This is a genomic window from Salinibacterium sp. NYA9b, from assembly GCF_976973725.1.
Genome location: NZ_OZ333476.1, coordinates 2,069,713 through 2,087,715 on the forward strand (window position 1 = coordinate 2,069,713; position 18,003 = coordinate 2,087,715).

At 61.6% G+C, this 18,003-nt stretch carries 18 protein-coding genes and 1 tRNA gene; 8 read left to right on the forward strand and 11 right to left on the reverse strand.

Annotated elements, in window-relative coordinates:
- Window position 1 precedes the first annotated feature (1 nt).
- The 5 genes from ACWFSR_RS09930 to ACWFSR_RS09950 form a co-directional block, all read right to left on the reverse strand.
- Window positions 2-772 carry a lysophospholipid acyltransferase family protein gene (locus ACWFSR_RS09930; protein WP_307783828.1) on the reverse strand — a complete coding sequence of 257 codons (771 nt, stop codon included), beginning with the start codon at window positions 770-772 and terminating at the stop codon, window positions 2-4.
- 7 nt (window positions 773-779) lie between these two features.
- Complete coding sequence (murA, locus tag ACWFSR_RS09935) at window positions 780-2,147, reverse strand: UDP-N-acetylglucosamine 1-carboxyvinyltransferase (protein ID WP_197107152.1); 1,368 nt, start codon at window positions 2,145-2,147, stop codon at window positions 780-782.
- An 8-nt stretch (window positions 2,148-2,155) separates the two neighbouring features.
- Complete coding sequence (gene leuD, locus ACWFSR_RS09940) at window positions 2,156-2,752, reverse strand: 3-isopropylmalate dehydratase small subunit (RefSeq protein WP_197123803.1); 597 nt, start codon at window positions 2,750-2,752, stop codon at window positions 2,156-2,158.
- Entirely contained in the window at window positions 2,752-4,212 is a 1,461-nt protein-coding gene (gene leuC, locus ACWFSR_RS09945) for a 3-isopropylmalate dehydratase large subunit (protein WP_447522300.1), read from the reverse strand. The genes leuD and leuC overlap by 1 nt, the downstream gene beginning before the upstream one ends.
- A gap of 101 nt (window positions 4,213-4,313) precedes the next feature.
- Window positions 4,314-4,742: a hypothetical protein gene (locus ACWFSR_RS09950; RefSeq protein WP_447522301.1), complete on the reverse strand. Its 429-nt coding sequence runs from the start codon at window positions 4,740-4,742 to the stop codon at window positions 4,314-4,316.
- A gap of 210 nt (window positions 4,743-4,952) precedes the next feature.
- Here ACWFSR_RS09950 and ACWFSR_RS09955 point away from each other — a divergent pair, with 210 nt between their 5' ends.
- Window positions 4,953-6,041 carry a Glu/Leu/Phe/Val dehydrogenase family protein gene (locus tag ACWFSR_RS09955; protein ID WP_197106099.1) on the forward strand — a complete coding sequence of 363 codons (1,089 nt, stop codon included), beginning with the start codon at window positions 4,953-4,955 and terminating at the stop codon, window positions 6,039-6,041.
- Between the two features lie 90 nt (window positions 6,042-6,131).
- Here the strand turns inward: ACWFSR_RS09955 and ACWFSR_RS09960 are convergent, their stop codons facing one another.
- Window positions 6,132-7,133 carry a TerC family protein gene (locus ACWFSR_RS09960; protein WP_255528447.1) on the reverse strand — a complete coding sequence of 334 codons (1,002 nt, stop codon included), beginning with the start codon at window positions 7,131-7,133 and terminating at the stop codon, window positions 6,132-6,134.
- A gap of 238 nt (window positions 7,134-7,371) precedes the next feature.
- Here ACWFSR_RS09960 and cmtR point away from each other — a divergent pair, with 238 nt between their 5' ends.
- From cmtR to ACWFSR_RS09975, 3 genes are read left to right on the forward strand one after another with little or no spacing between them, the layout of a single operon-like run.
- Entirely contained in the window at window positions 7,372-7,755 is a 384-nt protein-coding gene (gene cmtR, locus ACWFSR_RS09965; RefSeq protein ID WP_447522302.1) for a Cd(II)/Pb(II)-sensing metalloregulatory transcriptional regulator CmtR, read from the forward strand.
- Entirely contained in the window at window positions 7,752-9,794 is a 2,043-nt protein-coding gene (locus tag ACWFSR_RS09970) for a heavy metal translocating P-type ATPase (protein WP_447523444.1), read from the forward strand. Before cmtR ends, ACWFSR_RS09970 begins: the two co-directional genes overlap by 4 nt.
- Window positions 9,791-10,456: a DsbA family protein gene (locus ACWFSR_RS09975; protein ID WP_447522303.1), complete on the forward strand. Its 666-nt coding sequence runs from the start codon at window positions 9,791-9,793 to the stop codon at window positions 10,454-10,456. The genes ACWFSR_RS09970 and ACWFSR_RS09975 overlap by 4 nt, the downstream gene beginning before the upstream one ends.
- 23 nt (window positions 10,457-10,479) lie before the next feature.
- Here ACWFSR_RS09975 and ACWFSR_RS09980 read toward each other — a convergent pair whose 3' ends face one another.
- On the reverse strand, window positions 10,480-11,724 hold the full coding sequence (locus ACWFSR_RS09980; RefSeq protein ID WP_447522304.1) for an acyl-CoA dehydrogenase family protein: 1,245 nt from the start codon (window positions 11,722-11,724) through the stop codon (window positions 10,480-10,482).
- A 160-nt stretch (window positions 11,725-11,884) separates the two neighbouring features.
- On the opposite strand from ACWFSR_RS09980, the gene ACWFSR_RS09985 reads away from it, so the two are divergent.
- Complete coding sequence (locus ACWFSR_RS09985) at window positions 11,885-12,754, forward strand: helix-turn-helix transcriptional regulator (protein WP_447522305.1); 870 nt, start codon at window positions 11,885-11,887, stop codon at window positions 12,752-12,754.
- Between the two features lie 22 nt (window positions 12,755-12,776).
- Here the strand turns inward: ACWFSR_RS09985 and ACWFSR_RS09990 are convergent, their stop codons facing one another.
- Both ACWFSR_RS09990 and ACWFSR_RS09995 read right to left on the reverse strand, forming a co-directional pair.
- Complete coding sequence (locus ACWFSR_RS09990) at window positions 12,777-13,340, reverse strand: MmyB family transcriptional regulator (RefSeq protein WP_447522306.1); 564 nt, start codon at window positions 13,338-13,340, stop codon at window positions 12,777-12,779.
- Window positions 13,341-13,405: 65 nt separating this feature from the next.
- Window positions 13,406-14,266 (reverse strand): helix-turn-helix domain-containing protein, encoded by an 861-nt coding sequence (locus tag ACWFSR_RS09995; RefSeq protein ID WP_447522307.1) that lies wholly within the window; start codon window positions 14,264-14,266, stop codon window positions 13,406-13,408.
- A 150-nt stretch (window positions 14,267-14,416) separates the two neighbouring features.
- Between ACWFSR_RS09995 and ACWFSR_RS10000 the strand changes: the two genes are divergently transcribed.
- A complete protein-coding gene (locus ACWFSR_RS10000; RefSeq protein WP_197106107.1) occupies window positions 14,417-15,238 on the forward strand; it encodes an alpha/beta fold hydrolase in 822 nt (273 codons plus the stop codon).
- Window positions 15,239-15,672: 434 nt separating this feature from the next.
- On the opposite strand, the gene ACWFSR_RS10005 is transcribed toward ACWFSR_RS10000, so the two are convergent.
- Window positions 15,673-15,745: transfer RNA gene (locus ACWFSR_RS10005), tRNA-Glu, on the reverse strand.
- A gap of 79 nt (window positions 15,746-15,824) precedes the next feature.
- On the opposite strand from ACWFSR_RS10005, the gene ACWFSR_RS10010 reads away from it, so the two are divergent.
- Window positions 15,825-16,292, forward strand: coding sequence for a hypothetical protein (locus ACWFSR_RS10010; protein ID WP_197106108.1), 468 nt, complete (start codon window positions 15,825-15,827; stop codon window positions 16,290-16,292).
- Between the two features lie 21 nt (window positions 16,293-16,313).
- Here ACWFSR_RS10010 and ACWFSR_RS10015 read toward each other — a convergent pair whose 3' ends face one another.
- Window positions 16,314-17,246, reverse strand: coding sequence for a diacylglycerol kinase family protein (locus ACWFSR_RS10015; RefSeq protein ID WP_197106109.1), 933 nt, complete (start codon window positions 17,244-17,246; stop codon window positions 16,314-16,316).
- Between the two features lie 56 nt (window positions 17,247-17,302).
- Here ACWFSR_RS10015 and ACWFSR_RS10020 point away from each other — a divergent pair, with 56 nt between their 5' ends.
- Window positions 17,303-17,938, forward strand: coding sequence for an MBL fold metallo-hydrolase (locus ACWFSR_RS10020; protein WP_197106110.1), 636 nt, complete (start codon window positions 17,303-17,305; stop codon window positions 17,936-17,938).
- The last annotated feature ends 65 nt before the right edge of the window (window positions 17,939-18,003 follow it).

Consider the following 18,003-nt stretch of genomic DNA (forward strand, 5'->3'; position numbering starts at 1 on the left):
GTTACTTGCTCTCGAATCGGCCGGTCTCACTCTGACCGTGCTCTGCCGGGTTGTACCGCACCGCAGGGGCAGTTTCTCCCCGGATCTCTTCGAGTAGCGACGTGATGGCGGTCATGAGTTTCTCCGTTACTTCAGCGAGCAAACGCGAATCCAAATGTCTGCCTTCGTACTCAGACAAATCCAGAGGTTCACCGAAACGAATGTGAACTGTCTTTCGAGGAAAAACACTAATACGTTTCGAGTAGCGCGGCAGAATTTCTTGGGCGCCCCAGCTCGCCGCCGGAATCAACGGGATGCCAGCCTCGAGCGCCGTGCGAACAGCACCATACTTTCCGCGCATGGGCCACATATCGGGCTCGCGTGTAAGCGACCCTTCCGGATACACCACAACAGCAAGCCCCTGATCGGCAATCTGACGGGCAGCCTTAAGCGGATCACCACTCTGGCGCCCGCGCGGGGAGCGTTCGACGGGCACTTGGCCCGACTTTCTCAACAGCCAACCAGCAACGGGAACTTTGAACAGCGATGCTTTTGCCATGTAGCGCGGCATCCGCCCCACCTTCCACATGGCAACACCGATCACGACAGGATCGATGTTGCTGTAGTGATTGGGTGAGATCACAAAGGCACCGTCGGCGGGCACATTGTGTGAGTCATGCAACTTAAATTTTGCCAAGACGGTCATCGTGGGAAGCAACAAGAATGCGAGCACGCGGAACGCGGCAGTCTTCTCTGACTTCACGCGTCGGGGGCCATTAGAGCCAGATGACACCGGCGACTTATCCTTCGTAGACGAAGTCGGCACCGAGTGATTCAAGCTTGTCGATGAAGTGCTCATAGCCGCGCGCAATAATTCCGATGTTGCTGACTGTCGACTGACCATCAGCGGTCAACGCTGCAATGAGGTGGCTGAAACCACCGCGAAGGTCAGGGATCTCAACATCCGCACCGTGCAGTGGTGTCGGGCCGATGATGACGGCAGCCTGCTCCAAGGGGCGGCGAGGAACGCGACGGCTGACCGACTCGATTCCCGCTTCGAAAACTTCGATATTCGCGCCCATCTCAACGAGCGCCTCGGTGAAGCCCAAACGGTTCTCGTACACCGTCTCGTGAACCACGGAACGGCCCTCAGCCTGAGTGAGCGCAACGATAAGGGGCTGCTGCCAGTCCGTCATAAAGCCAGGGTGCACATCAGTTTCGATGACAACGGGCTTGAGGGCACCACCGGGATGCCAGAAACGGATGCCGTCTTCAGCAATATCGAACGCGCCACCCACCTTGCGGAAGATGTTCAAAAAGGTCATGAGCTCTTGCTGCATGGCGCCCTCAACGAAGATATCTCCGCCGGTGGCCAGAGCAGCGGATGCCCAGCTTGCGGCCTCGTTGCGGTCGAAGAGTGCGCGGTGGTTGTAGCCGCTGAGCTTCTCGACGCCCTCAATGAAGATGACGCGGTTGGGCTCGACATTGATGATCGCGCCCATCTTTTGCAAGATAGCGATGAGATCCATGATCTCGGGCTCGATGGCCGCGCCCTTGAGCTCGGTGACGCCCTTGGCGAGAACGGCGGTGAGCAACACTTGTTCGGTTGCGCCCACGCTCGGGTAGGGCAGATCGATGTCAGCGCCGTGGAGGCCATCGGGAGCGGTGAGACGGATGCCTTCATAGCTCTTGTCGACGACGGCACCGAAGGCACGCAGCGCATCCAAGTGGAAGTCGATAGGGCGGTCACCGATGCGGCAACCACCGAGGTCGGGAATCAATGCTTCACCGAGGCGGTGCAGCAGCGGTCCACAGAAGAGGATCGGGATGCGGCTAGAGCCCGCGAGCGCATCAATCTTGGCGAAGTGTGCCTTGAGCACGTTCTTGGGGTCGAGGGTCAGCTCGCCGTCGCCCGTCTCCGTGACAGTGACGCCGTAGGCCTCGAGCATTCCGGTAACAACGCCAACGTCGCTAATGGCCGGGACATCTTTGAGCACACTCGGGGTGTCAGCGAGAAGGGCTGCCACCATGGCTTTTGTCGCGAGATTCTTCGCGCCGCGAACATTAATGCGTCCACGAAGAGGCTTTCCACCATTAATGACGATTTGGTTGGAATGCAGTCCGGATCGCTTGGCTGCCGCTGTTGCGTCTTGAGCCAATGGATTCATCGTTACCTCTACTTCGCTGGCAAGGTTGTCGGGCGCCATGCTTCTCGGTGCCCTTCGAACTCCGTGATATCTGATTCGTTTCTCAGAGTGAGACCGATGTCATCGAGCCCTTCGAGCAAACGCCACCTAGTGTAATCATCAATCTCGAAAGAGAACTGTGCTGAACCGGCTGTCACCGAACGGGTCTCAAGATCGACGGTGATTTCGAGTTCGGGGTCGGCTTCAACGAGCGCCCACAAGGTCTCGATATCCTCTTCGGCGAGCTGTGCGGCGAGAAGCCCCTGCTTGCCTGAGTTTCCGCGGAAAATGTCACCAAAGCGCGAGCTGAGAACGGCCTGGAAGCCAAAGTCGCGAAGCGCCCACACGGCGTGCTCCCGGCTAGAGCCGGTGCCGAAGTCTGAGCCTGCGATGAGAATCTTGCCGTGGCTGTATGGCTCGCGGTTAAGAATGAATTCAGGGTCCTGGCGCCAGCCAAAAAAGAGTGCGTCGTCGAAGCCAGTTTTGGTGACTCGCTTGAGAAACTCAGCGGGGATGATCTGGTCGGTGTCGACGTTGCTGCGCTTGAGCGGAACAGCGTTGCCGCGGATGGTCGTGATCTTGTCCATTAGCGCGACTCCTCTGCGGTGGTGCTGGCTGACACGAGTTGTTCGGGCAGCGGGCTGTTCTCTAGATCCCACGGGCTCGAGAGCGTGCCACGGATGGCGGTGGCGGCGGCGACGAGGGGTGACACGAGGTGAGTGCGCCCTCCCTTGCCTTGGCGGCCTTCGAAGTTGCGATTACTGGTGGAAGCGCAACGCTCTCCCGGAGCCAACTGGTCGGGGTTCATGCCGAGGCACATTGAGCATCCCGCAAAGCGCCATTCGCCGCCGAACTCTTCCACGATCTTGTCGATGCCTTCGGCTTCGGCTTCGATGCGGACGCGGGCAGACCCGGGAACGACCATGACGCGCACGTGATCAGACTTCTTGCGACCCTTGATGATCGACGCAAATGCGCGCAGATCTTCGATACGGCTGTTGGTGCAGGAGCCCATGAAGACGGCATCCACGGCAATATCTTTCATCGCCATGCCAGCGTCGAGCGCCATGTATTCGAGGGCACGCTCGGCTGACGCACGCTCGTTGGGGTCGGCGATGTCAGCGGGCACGGGAACGTTGTCGCTGAGCGAGACACCCTGACCAGGGTTGGTTCCCCAGGTGACAAAGGGCTCGAGCGTGTTGGCGTCGAGGAAGACTTCGGCATCGAAGACGGCGTCGTCATCGGTGGCGAGCGTGTTCCAGTACTCAACGGCGACATCCCAGTCGGCACCTTCAGGAGCGTGCGGGCGGCCCTTGAGGTAGTCGTAGGTGATCTGGTCTGGCGCGATCATGCCGGCGCGAGCGCCAGCCTCAATCGACATGTTGCAAATCGTCATGCGACCCTCCATGGAGAGGGAACGGATGGCGCTGCCGCGGAACTCGAGAACGTAGCCTTGGCCTCCGCCGGTTCCGATCTGCGCGATGACAGCAAGGATGATGTCTTTCGCGGTTACGCCGGGGCGCAGTTCGCCCTCCACGGTGATCGCCATCGTCTTGAAAGCTTTGAGCGGCAAGGTCTGAGTCGCGAGCACGTGCTCGACTTCACTCGTGCCGATACCGAATGCCATCGCACCGAAGGCGCCGTGGGTGCTCGTGTGAGAGTCACCACAGACCACCGTGATGCCGGGCATGGTGAGGCCGAGCTGCGGGCCAACAACGTGAACGATGCCCTGCTCGATGTCGCCGAGCGAGTGCAGTCGAACGCCGAACTCTTTGGCATTGTTGCGCAGCGTCTGAATTTGGGTGCGACTCGTGAGGTCGGCGATCGGCTTATGGATCGCGAGAGTCGGGGTGTTGTGGTCTTCAGTTGCGATCGTGAGATCGGGGCGGCGAACGGGGCGGCCGGCCATCCGAAGTCCATCAAAAGCTTGAGGGCTCGTGACTTCGTGCACAAGGTGAAGGTCGATGTAAATGAGGTCGGGAGTGCCATCGGCACCCTTGACGACCAGATGGTCATCCCACACTTTTTCAGCCAGGGTCTTGCCCATAGCGCACCTCTTTCGAATCGACGATCGTGCCGCAAAGAGCGCGGCTCAATCTCTCTAGTCTACGCCGAGCGACAAACCGCATTCTGCGAACTAGCGGTCGCCTAGCGGTAGTCGGTGTCGAGCACGATGGCCGTGGCGGGGTCGGCGTCGACGTAGTGAACCTCGGCCGTGGGATTTGCGGCGAGCGCGGCATCCTTATCGAAGGATTCTTCTTCGTAGCTGAGGTCGCCCAGAGCGGTATAGGTTGTGCCGTCGACCTCGTAGCTGAACTCCAGCCTGACGAGTTGCACCGTGTGGCGGCCAGAGCGGCTCGACTCATCAACAGTGTTGCCGGTCGGTACGGCCTGCGTCACGAGACCATTCTCGATGATCTCGGCCCGACCATCATGCTTTTGCGTCGTCAGCACACCGATTATCGCGATGATCGCGAGCGGGATGACAAAGAACTTCACGAGGTTCCAGATGGGCCTGCGTCTGCTCGACTGAGGTGTTGGTTCGTTCGGCTGAGGCGTTGACGAAATGTCGCTCATGAACTGGTCTCTCTGTCGCTGCTGGACGCACGTTCTCGGCCCGTGGCGACCGTTTTCGATCGCTCATGCATGTGCCAAATCATAAGGTAGCAACGAATAGGCGACACCGCCGAACCCCGGCGGTATGCTGACCAGAGCGCACCACCCTCGCGCTACCACCACTTGCCATTTTGTTGTTTTGCCCACAAGGCCCACACGCAGGAGAAGTTCATGATTTCGCACGCATCAACGACGCTAGAAGCCCCCGTATCCGCTCTCGAAAATGCGGATTTCACGCACGAGAACGTTCTTATCTCTACCGGAAAACGATCCGGGCTTGTCATCACCGTCGCCGTCCACTCCACCGTTCTCGGACAAGCCCTCGGCGGTGCGCGAATGTGGAACTATCCGCACTGGACCGATGCTGTCGCTGACGCTCTGCGCCTCTCTGCTGCAATGACGTTGAAGAACTCTGCGGCCGGCCTCAACCGTGGTGGCGGCAAGTCGGTCATCCATATCCCTATGGGCGTCACCCTCACGGCGGATCAGAAGCGTGAGGCCATGCTCGATCTCGGCGACGCCATCGAGAGCCTCAACGGCGCGTATATGACGGCCGAAGATGTCGGCACGAGCGCCGAGCTCATGTCGATCGTTGCCGAGCGCACCGAACATGTGTGTGGTCTCCCTGCCGATCAGGGCGGCGCTGGAGAACCGGCGGATGCCACCGCCGCAGGCGTGCACGCGAGCATCCTCGCCACGTGCGAAGCCCTTTTCGGCACCCGCGATCTTGCCGGGCGTCATCTCGTCATTTCTGGCCTCGGCCAGGTTGGCGGCCGTTTGGCCCGCTCCCTCACCGCAGCCGGCGCTGTGCTCACCGTCACCGACGTTAACCTCGACCGCAAACTGCTCGCAGCAGAACTCGACGCCAACTGGGTTGACGCTGACGAAGCGCACAGCGTGGTTGCCGACCTCTACATCCCGTGCGGCATGGGCGGCGCGCTCAGCCCCCGCGTCATCCGCGAACTCAACGTCAGCGGGGTTGTCGGGGCTGCCAACAACCAGCTCGCCCAACACGACGGCGCCGAGGCTCTTGCCGAGCGCGGCATTTTGTGGGCGCCGGACTTCGTGGTGAACGGTGGCGGTGTGATCTACCTCGACATGGCTTCGGAGCCGGATGCGGATGCCGAAGCCATTACGAAGCGGGTCGAAGCCATCGGTGACACCGTGACCACCATCTTCCGCGATGCCGCTGCCCAGAGCATCACCACCTTGGACGCCGCAGAACGTCTCGCGCAGTCGCGCCTCGTTACTGCCGGCTAACGCACCGCTCTAAAAACGAAACGCGCGGTGGCGCCCTTCGAGCACGAGCTCACGGGGCGCCACCGCGCGTTGTCAGTTGCGGACGGCCGCTTAGTCGACCGAGAGTTCTGCGAGCTCGCGCTTCTTGTCGCGGCGCATCTTGGCAAGGCTCGCGACGACGGCAACGGCCATCGCGGCAAGGATCACGATGAGCGAGGTCCAGGTGCCGATCTCGGGTGCCCAGAGCAGCGGCTCTCCCCCGTTGATGAACGGCAGCTCGTTGACGTGCATGGCGTGCAGGAACAGCTTCACACCAATAAACGCGAGCACGAAAGCGATGCCGTAGTGGAGGTACTCGAGCTTGTCGATGAGGTCGCCGAGAAGGAAGTACAACTGTCGAAGCCCCATCAGAGCAAAGATGTTGGCGGTGAACACGATGAACGGGTCTGTCGTGATTCCAAAGATGGCCGGAATTGAATCGATCGCGAACACGAGGTCAGTGATACCGAGCGCTACAAACACCACGAGGATCGGCGTGAAGACCTTCTTGCCGTCGATAACGGTGCGCACCTTGCCACCGTCGAAGGTTGGCGAGATGTTGATGTGCTTGCGCAAGTAGCGGATGATCCCGCTCTCGGTTTGCTCCATATCGTCATGGTCCTCGAAGACCTGGCGAATGGCCGTGTAGAGCAAGAACGCACCGAAGATGTAGAAGATGAAGCTGAAGTTTTCGATCAGTTGCGCTCCGAGCAGAATGAAAATTCCGCGCAGAACGAGGGCGATCAGGATGCCGACCATCAGCACCTCTTGTTGATACTTTCGTGGCACCGAGAAGCGGCCCATGATGATCACGAAGACAAAGAGGTTGTCGATCGAAAGGCTGTATTCCGTGACCCAACCGGCGATGAACTGGCCGGCCTGTTCGACATCGCCCAGGAGGAACATCAGGAGGGCGAAGATGAGGGCGAGCGTTACATAGAAGCCAACCCACAGTGCCGATTCCCTAGTGCTCGGAATGTGGGGGCGCTTGTAAGCCATGATCAGGTCGGCCGTCAAAATGATCAGCAGCACTGACATCGACGTCACTTCAAACCAAATAGGCAGAGTAGTCAAAAGAATCCGTTCAAGGGTTTCGAAGCGTAGCAAGACTCGAAAGTCTCTCCCGCACCCACAAGAGACGTGGATGCCGTTGCCCCGGAACCGCTACTGAGCGGTTCGTATTGACGAGTACAACGAGGTGGGATACTCCCCTTCGCGTGCCCCATGATAGCCGACGCTGGCCCGAGCGAGGCCCGGTAACTCACAGTTTCGCGTGTGGAATTAACGTCAGCGATCACTGTATGGTCAGTGGATGCTGACCATTGCTTCTCGTGTCGATGTCATGAACCGCTTAGGTCGCGCGATGGCCGACCCCACTCGCGCCCGCATCCTGCTCTCGCTGCTCGAGAAACCCGGCTACCCCGTGCAATTGGCACACGATCTCGAACTCACTCGCAGCAACGTCTCCAACCACCTCACGTGCTTGCGCGGATGCGGACTAGTGGCCGCAACCCCCGAGGGACGATCGACCCGCTACGAGATCGCGGATGCCCACCTCACGCGTGCGCTCACTGCCATCGTGAACGTCGTGCTGGCCGTCGACGACGGGGTGCCCTGCTCCGATGAGAACTGCGATGTGCCGCTGTGCTGCGACAGTGCAGCGGCGAGCGCGACCCCGACTGTGGCCGCGTCGTGAGCGAAGAATGCTGTGGAGTGGATGCTCCGCAGAAGTCGCGCGCTGCTGACTCATTAGCCGCCGCTGGCCCCGCCTCCGCCTCCGCCTCTGCCCACTCTTCGGCGGGCACCCCAGCACCGCACGGAGCCGATGACGCGCTCGCGCCATGGTGGAAGGACCGGGGGCTCGCCTTGCCTGCCACGTCCGGCATTCTGCTCGCGGCAGCTGTCATTACCGGCTGGGCGGGTCTCGCTGGATGGCCGGTGAGCACGATGTTCGGCCTCAGCCTGCTCGCGGGGGCCGCAACCTTCGTTCCGGGCGCGGTGCGTCGCCTCGTGCGTGGTTCCCTCGGCGTTGGCTTGCTCATGACGATTGCGGCAATCGGGGCGGTACTGCTTGATCACGTCGGCGAAGCGGCCGCGCTCGCCTTTCTCTTTTCCATTGCCGAGGCACTCGAGGATCGCGCGATGGACCGTGCCCGCCATGGTCTGCGCGCCCTGCTCGCGCTCATTCCCGACACGGCTCTCGTCGAACGGGAGGGAAGCATTCTCACTCTTGCGGCTCGCGACCTCGTCGTTGGTGATCTTCTCGTCGTGCGCGCGGGCGAACGCGTGGCAACGGATGGCGTTGTCGCGAGTGGTCGAGGCAGCGTCGATACGTCAGCGGTGACCGGCGAGTCGCTTCCCGCCGCGGTCGACACTGGCGACGCCGTGCTGGCTGGCTCCATCAATGGCGAAGGTGTGCTGCGCATCCGCACCACGGCGAACGGCACCGACAACTCCCTGACCACAATCGTGCACTTGGTGGAGCAAGCAAATGCTCGTAAGGGCGACCGCGCCCGGCTGGCCGATCGAATCGCGCGCCCTCTGGTGCCGATCGTCTTGGGAGTGGCCGCCGCGATCGTCGGTTTCGGCTTCCTCGTCGGAGACCCCGAACTCTGGACCGAACGAGCGCTCGTCGTGCTTGTTGCCGCATCGCCGTGCGCCCTCGCGATCGCCGTTCCTGTGACGGTCATCTCGGCGATCGGCTCCGCGAGCAAGCTCGGAATCATCGTGAAATCGGGCGCCGCCTTCGAACGCATGGGCAGCATCCGCACCGTTGCTTTCGACAAAACCGGCACGCTCACGCGAAACCAGCCAACCGTTGTTGCCGTCGAAACCGTCGATGGGGTGACGCGCGACGAGGTGCTCAGCACCGCCGCTGCGCTCGAAACGCACAGCACGCACCCCCTCGCTCACGCGGTCCTGGCCGCATGTCCCGACCACCCCGAGGCACTCGAAGTGCGGGAGGATGCCGGCCGCGGAATATCCGGCATCCTGAACGGCGTTCCCGTGCGCGCCGGCAGCACCCGGTGGATGGACCCAGCAGCGCTCTCTCCCGCAGCGCTGCGCCTCGCCGACGAGGGCATGACCGTGATGGCCATCGAACGCTCCGGCATCGTGATCGGGCTACTCGGCATCCGCGACGAACTGCGGCCCGACGCTGCGGAGGCTGTCTCGCAATTGGCGAGCGCGGGCATCCGCACCCTGATGCTCACGGGCGACAACTCCAGAACGGCGGCAACGATTGCGGCCGAAGCTGGGATCAGCGATGTGCGCGCCGAACTACTTCCCGCCGACAAGGCCGATGCGATCGCCGCACTCTCCCAGGTGTCCCCCACGGCAATGATTGGCGACGGCATCAATGATGCGCCAGCACTCGCCACCGCCGACGTGGGCATTGCAATGGGTGCGACAGGCTCGGCAGCGGCGGTCGAGTCTGCGGATGTCGCCTTCACCGGCAGCGACCTGAGACTCATTCCGGTGGCGCTGCTTCATGCGCGGCGCGGGCGTCGCATCATGACCGGAAATATCGTGCTGTCGCTCGCGATCATCGTGGGTCTTTTCCCGCTGGCGCTCACGGGCGTTCTCGGCCTGGCCGGAGTGGTGCTCGTGCATGAGCTCGCCGAACTGGTGGTCATCGTGAACGGCCTCCGCGCGGCTCGACTTTCGCATAGCCTTGATTCGCGCTCAGCAATGGGCGCTGGCCGTCAATCCCAGCCTGTTCGGAGTCTCGTGTGAAGAAAGCCCTCCTGCCCACCTTTGCTGCACTGGGCATCCTCGCTCTCGTCGCCGCCTTCGTCTTTGTGTACGTGACGGCGAAGAACGCCGATACCGAGACAGCAAGCACCAGCTCGGGGTCCTCCGAACTCGCCTCCGCTGTAGCCAGCGACTCGAATTATGTCGACAACGTCGGGCCCGCTGCGGTCACCGTCGTCGAATTCCTCGACTTCGAATGTGGTGCCTGCGGCCAGTTCTATCCCTATGTTGAGGCCCTGCGCGAAGTGTACGACGGAGATATCAACTACGTCGTTCGCTACTTCCCGCTGCCCAGCCACCTCAACTCGATGGATGCCGCCCTCGCGGCCGAGGCTGCTGCCCAGCAGGGAGAATTCGAGGCCATGTATCAGCTTCTCTTCGAGACTCAGGGTGACTGGGCCGGCGGAACTCCCCCGCAAACAGATGCCTTCCGCGCGCTCGCCGTCGAAATCGGGCTGGATATGGATGCCTACGATGCCGCCGTCGCCGACCCCGCAACTCAGGCTCGCGTCGAGGCAGACTTCGATGCCGGCGTTGAGCTGGGCGTCAACAGCACTCCCACCTTCTTCGTGAATGACGAATACATCGAGACGAGTCGTCTCGAGAATCTGCCGGAGGCTGTTGACGCCGCAGTCAAGGGCTAACTACTCTCAGCGCCCAACGCTGCTTAGGTGTACCAACTCGGTTCTGGCACTTCGTTGAGCAGCACGTACTGACCGACTTCGCGCTTCTTGTAGGGCGCCGGGTCGTGCAGGCTGTGGGTGCGAAGGTTGCGCCAGAAAATATCGAGGCCGACTGAGTTGGCGGATGCCCGAGCTCCCGTCAGCTCGAACACCTTCGTTGCGACCTCCAAGCCGTCGTCGCTAATGCGCAGTTTCCCGGCTGCAATGCGCACGGCGATTTCGCCACGGCGGCGTTCGGTGAGCTCGGTGCGTGGCGCGTGAAGCACCGCACTGATTTCGGTGCCGACAGCATCGAGCAGGGCCTCATCCGCCCACAGCTTCGATTGCAGTTCGCCATAGCCTTCGAGGATGTACCACTCCTCGCTCGCGTGCGCTTTGTTGTCACCGCCATAGGGCCAGGCGCGGCTCTTGGTGCGCGTGTATGACGACGCGGCTTCAATCGCTCCTTGAGCAATGCCGAGATAGAAATTTGCGAAGACCAACTGGATCGCTGGCACGTTGAGAGTGCCGTAGGTGAGGGGCTGGAACTCTTTGTTCACGAATCCCAGCGCTGACGACCAGCCGGTGCGCACGCCATTAATCTGTACGGAGCCGGACTCGGTCAGTCGTTGGCCGAGATTGTCCCAGTCGCCGTTGAACACGATTGCTGGCTGGTCTGTCGGCACGATGGCGAAAACATGAGTGTCTGTTCCTTCCAGGATGCCCTCGAGCACGGTGAGATCCGAAACGACACCGCCCGTGGAGAACGACTTGTTGCCGGTGAAAACGATCTCGTCGCCTTCATCCGTGACGAGCAAATCGGAATCGCGTGGATTCACCGCACCGCCGAAGAGGTAGTTGTTCTCGGTGTAGTGCTTCTCCACGGTGATGATCTGCTCGTCGGTGGCGACGAGGCGTGCCGCCCACGCCCAGAGGTAGTGGTAGCCGAGCAGTTGCCCGATCGAGCCGTCACCCCGCGCAATCGTGCGGATGACCGTGTAGGTGGTCTCCCACGCCTGCCCACCGCCGCCATGCTCGGTCGGCCCGAGCAGCGTGACGAGCCCGGAGTTCTTGAGAAGCGCCACTTCGGCGTGCGGCGGCTGGTTGGCGACATCCCGCTCAACCGCATCTGCCGCCAGGATGTCAGACACTTCTTGAGCGCGCTGAAGCCAGCCCTCTGGTGTGGTGGGGCGGGCGCTCTCCGCCCATCGATTCTCGATCGCAGTGGGCGTGGCAGTGAGATGTGGCATGGTCGCTTTCCTTGGTGAGTCAGGGTTCCGGATGGGGTGTGAGCCCTATCTTGAGCCTCATTAGGGCACGCGTCGAGCATGTGTCTTCTCGCTACTTTCTGTTACGAATCGTGTACTAGATTCAGCACTGAGCACGCTGCCGAGAGCACGAGGAGACCCGATGGCCCACGAGCCGAATCCGCTCGCCACGTATCTGCGGACGCGTCGGGATTCGCTGCAGCCCGCCGACGTTGGACTGCCCGCCACGGCGGGCCGACGAGTGTCTGGGCTTCGTCGCGAAGAGGTCGCCGAACTCGCGGGCATCAGCGCCGATTACTACGTGCGTATCGAGCAGGGCCGCGATCAGCACCCCTCCGACCAGGTGCTCAGCGCGCTGGCGCGAGCGCTGCGCTTGGATGACGATGCGCGCGACTATTTCTTTCGACTAGCGCGACCGGGGTCACAAACGATGCGTTCGCATCCGTTGTCGGAGTCGGTGCTGCGATTGCTCGACTACTGGTCGCACACCCCCGCCTACCTGTTTGATCGCAACCATGATGTGCTCGCCGCCAATCAGTTGATGCGCGCCCTCAGTCCCGAAGTACAACCGGGGCACAATCAGCTCATTGACGCTTTCGGCGGGTACGCCCGCGCGATCGACGAGGAGCAGCCCGCCGCGGTGCTGGAGGGCTGGGAGTCCATTCTCAACCAGATGCTCGCCGCCCTTCGTTTCTCAAGCGACCCCCATGATCCGCGGCTGCACGAGGTGGTCGGCTATTTGTCGACGACCTACCGAAGCTTTCGACCACTCTGGGCACGGCACGAAGCCAGACCCCATACGGGCGGCACACTCCACGTGCACGTTGACCCCATCGGCTGGGTCGAATTTCGCTGGCAAGCCCTCGAAGTATCGAACGCTCCCGGCCAATATCTTGTGACGTACCTTGTCGAGCCCGACACTCACGCTGCAGCCGCCATCGCGTACCTCGTGTCGATACGCCGGCCCGGGGCATCCGACTTCCGTTCCGACGAGCCATCACCCGACGCCTAACCTCTCCTCGCGTGGAGCCCCATCAGCTCTCAATGAGAGACGGAGAATCGTCTGCAATGAGCGCTATCAGTGCATCGAGTTGCGACTGCGCGCCATCATCGGTGGTGCAGAACACGAGTAGGTAGTCGTCGGGGTCTTCGGGGATTCTCACGAGGCTATAGCCCAGATTGAGCGTGCCAACGCGGGTATCAGTAAAGCCAACGTTGCCGGTCACCTGCGCTCCGATCGACTCCTTCGCCCACACTTCGGAAAATGTGTGGCTCTTGGCCGAGAGCTCACCCACTATCTCCCGAAATTCGCTATCGCCCTCATGAAGCGCGAGCGAGTCGTTGAGCATCCCGGCGACCTGGGTTGCCGCCGCGGTGAAGGATGCCCCACTGCGCTCGACAGTGGGCTCGAGAAAGGTGAAACGAGCGAGGTTCACGCCCCTCTCGAAACTGGCGGAGAGCGCTCGAGCGAGCGGATTCGAGGCGAGCACCTCAAGATGCCGGTCCAGCAGCACTGCGGGCACTTCACGCCAGTTCCTGAGGTGCGCGCTCGCCAGAGCACGTTGGCGCGCAACGACGGGATCGACATCTTCGTTCATGTGCTCACCGTAGGGCGCGATCGTCGCGGCAGCCTAGCCCCGGTGGGGCCACCCACCACCGCGATTTAGCGCGTCGGTGCGTCTGGCTCACTGAAGCGTGTGGGGGTCATGCCGGACCCAGTACCGCGGGCGGCGAGGTACGCGAGAGCGGCGGCGGCGGGCGATCCGGGGGTCGGAAATACCACCATCAGCTCGTAGCCAAAGTGCACCGGCAGCGAGAAGAGTTGGATGTTGAGTTCCACTTCCCCGACCCCCGCAATCGGCACACGAAACATCCGCTCGCTAAACGGTCGGGCGTCATGGCGCGCCCAACAGCGAGCAAACTCGGGCTGTTCACGCAGCAGCTGAGCGACGATCTCCTGCCGACGTGGATCTGTCGGATCGCTGTAGAAGCGAAGCGCCGCAACGTGATCAGAGACGAGACCGCTCCAATCAGGATGCCGCGTGCGAGCGCCGGGCAAGAAGGTATTGAGCATGAGGTTCATGCCGACCTGAAAACTCTCAGGAACAAGAGCTCGGGCCAGTGAATTGCTGGCGACAATGTCGCGGTTAGGGTCGAGAACGAGGGCGGGGCTATCTGGCCACTGCTCGAGTAGACGGCCCGTGATGGCATCCGGCAACGGCCCCGCTGCTTGCGGTCGAGGCGCTTGAGGTGTTGCCAACCGCACGAGGTAGCGGACAGCAAATTCGTCGAGTTGAAGCGCTCGCGCGAGCGCACTGATCACTTGCATCGACGGGCGATTATCTCGGCCCTGTTCGAGCCGAACGTAGTATTCGCGGCTGATGCCCGCGAGCGCGGCGACTTCGTCACGACGCAGCCCGGCGACACGGCGCTGAGGATCGGCCGGCAAGCCTACTTGCTCAGGCGTGAGCACCCCGCGGCGAGCGCACAAGTACTCACCGAGCGCACCCTGTTGATCGGCCACGAGGGGTCCTTTCCCAATTCCCGCACTAGTAAATCTAGTCCGGTGCGGGCCTCTGAGGGTACCTGCCTAGGACTCGTGGGGGCACGCGCACCAGCGATTGCCTTTCTAGCCTGAGACAGAGTTCTCCCCACCACTTGAAAGGAACCCGTAATGCCCTACTTCACCACCTCCGACGGAACCGAGATTTACTACACCGATCAGGGTGCCGGTCAGCCGGTACTACTGAGCCACGGCTGGCCTCTCTCCTCGGATGCCTGGCAAGTCGAAATCAAACTGCTCGCCGACAACGGCTACCGCGCTATCGCGCACGATCGCCGCGGACACGGTCGCTCCTCCAAGACTTACACCGGCAATGACATGGATACCTATGCCCGCGACCTCGCTGAGCTCGTCGAGCACCTCGACCTCAGCAACCTCGTCGTCATTGGCCACTCAACGGGTGGCGGTGAAGTGGTGCGTTATGCCGCTCAGCACGCCAACGGCCGCGTCGCGAAGGTCATCACTGCCGGCGCTGTTCCGCCGCAGATGGTGGCCAGCGACACCAACCCCGATGGCTTGCCCATGGAAACCTTTGATGGCATCCGTGCGGGTGTATTGAAGGATGCGTCGCAGTTCTACATTGACCTGACCGAAGCATTCTTCGGTGCCAACCGCGACGGCTCCGCCGTGTCAGAGGGTGCTAAACGCGAGTTTTGGCGCCAGGGCATGAACGTCAATCTGGCCGCTGCCTACGACTGCGTGAAGGCATTCTCCGAAACCGACTTCACCGAAGACCTGAAGGCTCTGGATGTTCCCATCCTGCTCGCGCACGGCGATGACGATCAGATTGTGCCCATCGACGATGCCGCCCACAAGGCCGCAGCGCTCGTGAAGCACGGAACGCTCAAGGTGTATGCGGGAGCGCCCCACGGCATCTACGGCGACTACCAGGAGCAACTCGGCCGCGACATTCTCGAGTTCATCGCGGAGTAAGCACGCTCAGTGTGATTGGCGCTTAGCTCGCCAGCGTTGCCACGATTCACGCACCCGTCGACGGGTTCGCTTCCAGAATGCTCGGGAGCGAGCCCGAGAGGCTGCATGACGTTCGGCCTCCAACTGTTTCTCTTGAAGAAAAAGTTTGGCTCCGGCTTCATTGCGGGCGCGAACCCACTGGCCGTTCCCACCCATAAACATCTGCATCACATCCCGACTGCGCTGGAGTTAGGCGCCCCTCCACCGTAACGAGAATTCATCACGAAGCAAGGGCCGCGGCGGCAGGACGGTTCTCCGAAGCCAGCTCAACGCTGACGTCCGCACTGCCGCGGGCACCGCGCCATGAAGGCGGAATTGACCCCCTGAACTGGGTGTCCCGTTAACGATAAAATCCCGGTCTTGTTCACACGAACGAGACCGGGATTTTGCTACTGTGACCCCAGCGGGATTCGAACCCGCGTTACCGCCGTGAGAGGGCGGCGTACTAGGCCTCTATACGATGGGGCCTCACAACAACTAGAAAAGTATGCCACACCTTTTGCACTACTTTTCCCACTTCTGCCAATTTATAATCACAGGATCATTTTTGACTGCCTTCACGCGCGCCACCACTGCCACTTTTATTGCCGTTGCGGCTGTCGCCGCACTCACGGGGTGCTCACTCCTCTCCCCTGAAATTCCGCGCGATGACAGCGGCCAAGTGCTCGAGCCGACCATCATCGGCTCCACCGAACTACTCGTCGATGACTGCTTTACTTTCGTTGACGGCAGCAACCTCAGCGAAGCAGAAGTGACCCCGTGCACCACAGATCACAGCCACATTGTGATCGGCAAGGGCGAACTCGAGAAGAGTGCCATCACTGACGCCGGCGGCTTGCAGAACGCGGTCTCCTCAGCGTGCTCTGACACCTTCAGCGCGTTCAAAGAGACAGTGGCGGATGGCGCAGCACGCCCCGACCAGGAATTCATCATCTCCGAGCACTCCACCGACGATGGCACGCTCATGACTGATTACGCGTGCATCGCTACCGATGCCGCCTCCCCCGCCGCCTAGCGGGACACCAGCAAGCACTGGCTACGGCCGCTGATCCAGAACGTTCAGCACGCCAGCGACCATCTTGATATCGATCGGCAGCGCCGCAAAGCGCTCCCCGTCGGCGTACGCCATGATGTCCTCGGACTCGATACGGATTCGCTTAGCCCGATAGACCGTCACGCGAGGGTCGCTGAGATGCCTGCCACTGAAGACGCGCGGGAAGACGCGCAAGAAAGCCAACCGCGACAGAGCTTCAACGACGAGAACATCGGCGAGGCCGTCATCCAGAATCGCATCGGGCGTTACCTTCATGCCGCCACCGAGCGACACATTATTGCCCACGCTGACAAGCGCAGCCGTAGTTTCAATCACCACGTCGTCGAGGGTGAGCTTGTAGTGGATCGGGCGCAACCGCAACAGTTCGATAAGAAGCGCGACCGTGTAGCGGCTGGCACCGCGCGGCCACGACATGAGGTTCGCACGCTCGTTGACGATCGCATCAAAACCGGCGGAGAGCACACACGCAAACCAGCGGGTCGCGGCCGAACCAGTGGCGTCGTCGACATAGGTAACGCTGCCGGCGTCAATAGCCCGCGGCGGCCTCGCAAGGCCGCGAACAACACTCGCAACAGCGGCATCCACATCAGACAGGGGGATGCCAAGACCCCGAGCCATGTCATTGCCAGTGCCCGACGGAATGATGCCCAAAGGAACCTTGGTTTTCGCCACCAGATTGGTGCCCAAATTGACCATGCCGTCGCCGCCAACAACAAGTAGGGCATCCGGCTTCTTCGCGACCGCTTTTCGCCCGCGCTTCAACAGCAAAGCGAAATTGGGTTGCTCAAGCGCGGTCACGTCATGCCCGAGTGCGCGCAAGGCCTCAACAGCACGAGGGCCCACATTCTTGCCGCGGCCAAACGATGCTGTGGGATTGATCGCGACAACGAGACGCAGGGGTTTGATCGACTCCACACTTCAGTATGTCGCACTGTCTCGCATCCAGCGCACCACAGGCTTAGGCTCGAACCATGAAGGTCACCAAGTATGAGCATGCCTGCCTCGTTCTCGAACACCAGAATGAGCGCCTCGTCATCGACCCCGGCGGGTTCACCGCGCCGCTTCCCGCGCTCGACAACGTGACCGCCATCGTGATCACCCACCAACACCCCGACCACTGGACCGACGAGCAACTGCAGCGCATTCGCGACAACAATCCCGACGCGCCCATCTTCGGCCCTGCCGGTGTCACGGCCGCTGCCACTAACTGGAACATCACGACAGTCGTTGACGGCGCGAGCGAAACCGTGGGGGCCTGGACACTCGAGTTCTTCGGCGGCGAGCATGCCATCATCCATCCCTCGATCCCCATGATCGACAACCTCGGCGTGCTCGTGAATGGCGAGTTTTGGTACGGCGGCGACTCCTTCACGGTGCCGCCGAAGCCCGTGGCTGCCGCCGCGATCCCCGCCGGCGCTCCGTGGCTCAAGATCAGTGAGGTCATGGATTACGTGACCGAGCTGGCCCCGAAGCGCGCGATTCAGACCCACGATGCCGTGCTCTCCGACAAGGGACTTGCCCTCTCGGCCGCCCGAATTACGGATGCCATGGCTGGCTACGGTGGCGAACTGACGGTTCTGCAGCCGGGCGAATCCATCACGCTCTAGCCGGCGCGGACCTCTAAGCACTCTCCCAGCTTTTTGCAGTTGTGCATTTTTGCAGTCTCTGCAAT

What these genes read in the sequence shown, in the direction of transcription:
- ACWFSR_RS10020 (WP_197106110.1), top strand. Translation starts at nt 17,303, where the DNA reads ATGAAGGTCACCAAGTATGAGCATGCCTGCCTCGTTCTCGAACACCAG.
- ACWFSR_RS10000 (WP_197106107.1), top strand. Translation starts at nt 14,417, where the DNA reads ATGCCCTACTTCACCACCTCCGACGGAACCGAGATTTACTACACCGAT.
- leuD (WP_197123803.1), bottom strand. Translation starts at nt 2,752, where the DNA reads ATGGACAAGATCACGACCATCCGCGGCAACGCTGTTCCGCTCAAGCGC.
- ACWFSR_RS09985 (WP_447522305.1), top strand. Translation starts at nt 11,885, where the DNA reads ATGGCCCACGAGCCGAATCCGCTCGCCACGTATCTGCGGACGCGTCGG.
- ACWFSR_RS09980 (WP_447522304.1), bottom strand. Translation starts at nt 11,724, where the DNA reads ATGCCACATCTCACTGCCACGCCCACTGCGATCGAGAATCGATGGGCG.
- murA (WP_197107152.1), bottom strand. Translation starts at nt 2,147, where the DNA reads ATGAATCCATTGGCTCAAGACGCAACAGCGGCAGCCAAGCGATCCGGA.
- ACWFSR_RS09990 (WP_447522306.1), bottom strand. Translation starts at nt 13,340, where the DNA reads ATGAACGAAGATGTCGATCCCGTCGTTGCGCGCCAACGTGCTCTGGCG.
- leuC (WP_447522300.1), bottom strand. Translation starts at nt 4,212, where the DNA reads ATGGGCAAGACCCTGGCTGAAAAAGTGTGGGATGACCATCTGGTCGTC.
- cmtR (WP_447522302.1), top strand. Translation starts at nt 7,372, where the DNA reads ATGCTGACCATTGCTTCTCGTGTCGATGTCATGAACCGCTTAGGTCGC.
- ACWFSR_RS09950 (WP_447522301.1), bottom strand. Translation starts at nt 4,742, where the DNA reads ATGAGCGACATTTCGTCAACGCCTCAGCCGAACGAACCAACACCTCAG.
- ACWFSR_RS09955 (WP_197106099.1), top strand. Translation starts at nt 4,953, where the DNA reads ATGATTTCGCACGCATCAACGACGCTAGAAGCCCCCGTATCCGCTCTC.